Source organism: Microbacterium sp. (assembly GCF_011620715.1).
In the GTDB taxonomy this organism is placed as follows: domain Bacteria; phylum Actinomycetota; class Actinomycetes; order Actinomycetales; family Microbacteriaceae; genus Microbacterium.
Window position 1 is genome coordinate 1 of record NZ_WOYP01000094.1, and the last position, 5,143, is coordinate 5,143.

At 73.7% G+C, this 5,143-nt stretch carries 6 protein-coding genes; 4 read left to right on the forward strand and 2 right to left on the reverse strand.

Going from position 1 to position 5,143, the window contains the following annotated elements; translation table 11 throughout:
- Nucleotides 1-49 precede the first annotated feature (49 nt).
- The gene (locus tag QZV84_RS09505; protein ID WP_292828824.1) at nucleotides 50-1,636 is read right to left on the reverse strand and encodes an urea amidolyase family protein; all 1,587 of its coding nucleotides are present in this window, start codon (nucleotides 1,634-1,636) and stop codon (nucleotides 50-52) included.
- Nucleotides 1,633-2,388, reverse strand: a complete 756-nt coding sequence (locus QZV84_RS09510) for a 5-oxoprolinase subunit PxpA (RefSeq protein ID WP_292828827.1) — start codon at nucleotides 2,386-2,388, stop codon at nucleotides 1,633-1,635. Before QZV84_RS09510 ends, QZV84_RS09505 begins: the two co-directional genes overlap by 4 nt.
- A gap of 55 nt (nucleotides 2,389-2,443) precedes the next feature.
- Between QZV84_RS09510 and QZV84_RS09515 the strand changes: the two genes are divergently transcribed.
- From QZV84_RS09515 to QZV84_RS09530, 4 genes are all read left to right on the forward strand, one after another.
- Nucleotides 2,444-3,361 (forward strand): fused MFS/spermidine synthase, encoded by a 918-nt coding sequence (locus QZV84_RS09515; RefSeq protein ID WP_292828830.1) that lies wholly within the window; start codon nucleotides 2,444-2,446, stop codon nucleotides 3,359-3,361.
- Nucleotides 3,362-3,501: 140 nt separating this feature from the next.
- Nucleotides 3,502-4,029 (forward strand): hypothetical protein, encoded by a 528-nt coding sequence (locus QZV84_RS09520; RefSeq protein ID WP_292828833.1) that lies wholly within the window; start codon nucleotides 3,502-3,504, stop codon nucleotides 4,027-4,029.
- A gap of 58 nt (nucleotides 4,030-4,087) precedes the next feature.
- Nucleotides 4,088-4,576: a SprT-like domain-containing protein gene (locus QZV84_RS09525; RefSeq protein ID WP_292828836.1), complete on the forward strand. Its 489-nt coding sequence runs from the start codon at nucleotides 4,088-4,090 to the stop codon at nucleotides 4,574-4,576.
- Between the two features lie 70 nt (nucleotides 4,577-4,646).
- The coding region (locus QZV84_RS09530) for a hypothetical protein (RefSeq protein ID WP_292828839.1) at nucleotides 4,647-5,143 on the forward strand (497 nt) is incomplete at its 3' end.

Consider the following 5,143-nt stretch of genomic DNA (forward strand, 5'->3'; position numbering starts at 1 on the left):
TCGGTGCGCGAGTCGGTCGCCCGCTCATGAGGGTGTTCATCCGGGCGCCTCAGTGCACGCGGGCGTGCCGGAACCGGAGCCGCGTACCGGGGCGGGCCTGCGCGAGCAGATCGAGCGCGGCATCCGTCGCCACCGCGATCACCGGGTAGCCGCCCGTCACCGGCCCGTCGGCGAGCAGAATGGTCGGTCGCCCGCTCGGCGGCACCTGCAGGGCTCCGGGAACCATGCCCTCGCTCGGGAGCTCTCCGTCTCGTGCGCGTTCGAGCGCCGGCCCTTCCAGGCGGATCCCGACGCGACCGGCGTCGTTCGTGACGGTCCAGAACGCTTCGAACAGCTCGCGCCGGGCGGATGCCGCGAACCAGTCCGCCCGCGGGCCGGGAGCGAGCTCGACCTCGAGCTCGTCGTCGCGCGGAGCGCCCCACGGGGCGACGACGGCGATCGGGATCGGGCCCTCGGCGTCGTCGCGCGCGCTCAGCTCATCACCGGCGCCGAGCAGTTCCGGGCCGATTCCGGCGAGGACGTCGGTGGCGCGCGAGGCCAGCACCTGCGGAGCATCGAGCCCGCCGCGCACCGCCAGGTAGGCGCGCGCGCCGTGGCCGAACCAGTCCAGGTGCAGCTCCGCGCCCGCCGGCCAGGCGTGCGCCTGGTACGGATCGAGTTCGTGGCCGGCGAGCGTGACCCGTCCCCATGCCCCGGTGACCACGAACCAGAGGTCGCGCATCGCGACCGCGCGGAATCCGCCCATCGTCACCTCGATCACCGCCGCACCCTCGGGGTTTCCGACCAGCCGGTTCGCCGTGCGCGCCGAGCCGCGGTCGAGCGCACCGGACGCGGCGACGCCGAGCGCGGCGACCCCCGGCCGCCCGAGGTCCTGCACGGTCGCGAGCAGCCCGGGTTCGAGGATCCTGATCGCCGATCGCGTCGGCGCGAGATCCCTCCGTGTGCGCGCGTCCACCCCCGGCACGCCAGCGCCCGGGGTGACCTCGCCGGCGGCGGGTGGGCTCGCGGAGGTGACCGCGCGAAACCGGACGCGCGCGCCGGGCGCGAGCAGGGCGGGGGATGCGGCACCAGGATCGAACAGCGGCGCCGAGGTCGTGCCGATCAGGCGCCACCCGCCCGGTGTCTCGCGGGGATACGCGCCGGTGTACTGGCCCGCCAGGCCCACGGCGCCGCGCGGGACCCGCGTGCGCGGACTCGACAGGCGCGGCACCTCCCAGCGCCAGTCCGGGCTCACCAGGTAGCCGAACCCGGGGGCGAAGCCGGTGAACGCGACCGTCCATTCCGCGGCGGCATGGCGGCGCACGAGCTCGGCGGCGCTCAGGCCGAGCAGGGCCGCCGTCTCGGCGAGGTCGGCGCCGTCGTAGACGACCTCGAGCTCGACGACCCCGGCGGTCGCGGCGGGGGCGGATGCGGCATCCGTGGTCTGCGCACCGATCCACGCCCGCGCCTCCGCGAGGGTGAGCCGCGCCGGGTCGACGCGCACCAGCACCGTTCGGGCCGCCGGCACGAGGTCGACGATCCCGGGCGGCCGCGAGGCCTCGAGACGGCGGTGCAGTGTGATCGCGGCCGCGAGCGAGTCGACCTCGAGCAGCACCGCACGCTCGCCCATCGGCAGGATGCGGGGCGTGAGGCTCACCACGGCCCGCGCACCTCGACGCCGTCTGCATCGAGGGCGGCGCGCACCGCCCGGGCCATCGCCACGGCATCGGGCGAGTCGCCGTGGACGCAGAGGGATGCCGCTTCCACGCGCACCAGCGTGCCGTCGGTCGCCGCGACCACGCCCTCCCGGACGAGCCGAACGGCGCGATCGGCGACCTGCGCGGGATCGCGCAGCAGCGCCCCCGCCTCGCCGCGAGCAACCAGCGACCCGTCGGCGCGGTAGCCGCGATCGAGGAAGGCCTCGCGCACGAACCGGAGCCCCGCGGCCCGCGCCGCGCGGTCGATCTCACCGCCCAGTCCCAGCACGGCGAGCGGGCGGCCCAGGCGTTCGGCGAGCGCCGCGACCGCGCCGATGACGGCCCCGGCCTGGGCCGGGTCGGCGGTGACGGCGTGGTACAGCGCACCGTGCGGCTTGACGTAACGGATCTGAGCGCCCGCGTCGGCGAGCGCGTTGAGCTGCGCGGTCACGGTCACGGCGAGTTCTTCCGGCTCCATCGCGCGGTGCACCCGGCCGAAGTTGGCGGGATCGGGGTAGGACGGATGCGCCCCGATGGCGACGCCGAACCTCGCGGCCCGGTCGACGGCGTGTCGCAGGGATGCGGCATCCCCCGCGTGCCCGCCGCACGCGACGCTCGCGCTCGAGATCACCGCGAACATCGCCTCGTCGTCGGCCGTCGGCACGCCCGCGACCGTCTCGCCGAGGTCGGCGTTCAGATCGATCGAGGCCATGCCCCCACGGTATCCCCGTGGACGGCGCGCGCGACGGGCGGGATACCGTTGTGCCATGGCCCGCGCCCGCTTCGAGGACTCCCCCGCGTCCGTGCGGCTCTCGGACGGCACGCTCGCGCACCTCGTCCGCTCGGAGTACGCGGGCGGCTGGGAGCTCCAGGTCGACGGCACCCCGCAGTCGCACGTCGACCTCGACGACCCCACCCACCTGCACTTCGAGTACGTCGCCCGCATGGGCGCGGTGATCGACCTGCTGCGGATGCCGCGCCAGCCGCTGACCGCCGTCCACCTCGGTGCCGGCGCCCTGACCCTGCCCCGTTACGTCGAAGCCACCCGTCCCGGCTCGCGGCAGCAGGTCATCGAGCTCGAGCCCGCTCTCGTCGAACTCGTGCGCACCGCGCTGCCGCTGCCCAAGGGCGCGTCGATCCGCATCCGCATCGGCGATGCCCGCGAGGGCCTGGCCCGTCTGCCCGCCGCGCTCGTCGGCAACGTCGACCTGCTGATCTCGGACGTGTACGCCGGGTCGCAGACGCCCGCGCACCTCACCACCGTCGAGTTCTACTCGGCCGCCGGGCAGCTGCTCGCGCCCGGGGGGGTGCGCCAGCAATCCGGGGGTCTGGGGCGCAGCCCCAGTGGGGGCGGGGTGCTGCTCGTGAATGTCGCCGACGGCGCGGGTCTGCGGTTCGCGCGGCGACAGGTCGCCACGGTGCGCGCGGTGTTCGAGCACGTGATCGTCCTCGCCGAAGTGCAGGTGCTCAAGGGCCGCCGGTTCGGCAACCTCGTGATCGCGGCATCGCGATCGCCGCTGCCCTCCGAGTGGCTGCCCCGGCTCATGGCAGCCGGTCCCCACCCGGCGAAGGTCGCCCAGGGCGCCGAGCTCGAGGAGTTCGCACTCGGCGCACGAGTGGCGACGGATGCCGATTCCACGCCGTCTCCGCGGCCGGCGGCATCCGTCTTCGAACGCCGCCCCTGACATCCGCTCCGTCAGCGGCGCGTCCGCCTCGGCCTTCGCGAAGCGCGGGGCACACTTGAGGAGCGAACCCTGTTGTTGATGCACCCTGTTGTTGATGCACCCTGGTCTTTATGCACACGTCGCGCGGAGAGGAGTCGAAGGTGAGCTACATCCACGGGTATGACCCCGATACCCTGCGCGAGCAGGTCGATCTGCGCGCCTGCAAAGACCGGCTCGACGAGATCGGCGAGCAGCGGAGCCTGCCCGCCCTCCTCGAGCGGGTCTGGCTGCTGAAGGTGCTCGGCCGGCTCGAGGACTCGCTCGTGCTGTCGGAGCAGTCGGTGCGCGTCGCGCGCATGGCCGGAACCCGCAAAGACCTGCTGCGCGCGCGCATCCTGCACGCGTCGGTGCTGCAGTTCCGCGGCGCGTACGCCGCCGCCGAGCAGGAGCTCACCTCGTGCGCCTACGAGGCCGAAGGCAAGGACTGGAACTCGATCGCGGCGTTCGCGTACACCCACCGCGGCAAGGTCTTCTACGACGCCGGGGACTTCGTCTCGGCGCGGGCCGACTTCAAACGCGCGCTGTTCCTGCGCCAGGAGTCCGGCGCCTCCGACGACCAGCTCGAAGCGGCCCTGCTGGCGATCGACGCCGCCGACCGACGCCGCACCGGCGCGTCGGTCGCCAGCTGAGCCGGCCGGCTCACTCCACCGCCCTGCAGTGTCGTAAGTACGTTCTACTCTCGCCGACATGTCAGATCTTCATCGTGTGCGCGCCTGGGCCGACGCGCTGATCGCCCACCACCTGGACGACTCGTGGTCGTTCGGATTCGACAACGCCAAGCGCCGCGCCGGTCTGTGCGACTACACGCGCAAGCGCATCAGCGTCTCCCGCTATCTCGCCGCCCGCTACGACGACGACACGAACCACCAGACGCTGCTGCACGAGGTCGCCCACGCGCTGGCCGGCGCGAAGGCCGGGCACGGCCCGAAGTGGAAGGCCGTGGCCCGCGATCTGGGCTATGTCGGCGGCACGACCCACCAGGGCGAGACGGCCACGGAGCTGGCTCCCTGGATCGGCGTGTGTCCTGCCGGGCACCTCGCGTACCGGCACCGACGCGTGACGCGGCCGACCTCGTGCGCGAAGTGCGCCCCGCGGTTCGACGAGCGTTTCGTGTTCACCTGGTCGCGGCGCGAGATCAGTCCGGCTGCCCGGCTCGCGGCGATGACTCCGAGGTAGAAGCGGGTCAGAACGCGCGCACCCGGCCAGCGCGAGTCCGCGGGCGCAGACCGGGTGCGAGACTGGGTCGATGCGCATCCTGCTCAAGCTCGTCATCGACTGCGACGCGGATGCCGCCTGGCGGGCGGTGCACTCCCCTCGCGCAGTCGCCGAGCTCTACGGACCCCTGATGGACATGTCTCCGCTCGACCCCGACGGGCTGCCCACGACCTGGGAGCCCGGCGACGACGCGCCGGTGCAGCTCGCGCTGGCCGGCATCGTGCCGATGGGGCGCCAGCTGATCCACTTCAGTGAGCGCACCGTGCAGGACGCGAACGGGCCGGTGCGCATCTTCCGCGACAGCGGGATTCCGCTCACGGGTCCGCTGGCGAACCTGGACGTGTGGGACCACCAGATGGCGATCTCGCCGGCTCCCGGCGATCCGACCAGGACCCTGTGGCGCGATCGGCTCACGATCGGCGGCCCGGCCGCGTTCGCCGTGTGGCCGGTGCTGTGGGCGACCTGGCAGTGGCGTGGTGCGCGGATCACGGCGATGGCGCCGACCTGGGCGCACGACCCCGAGCCCGC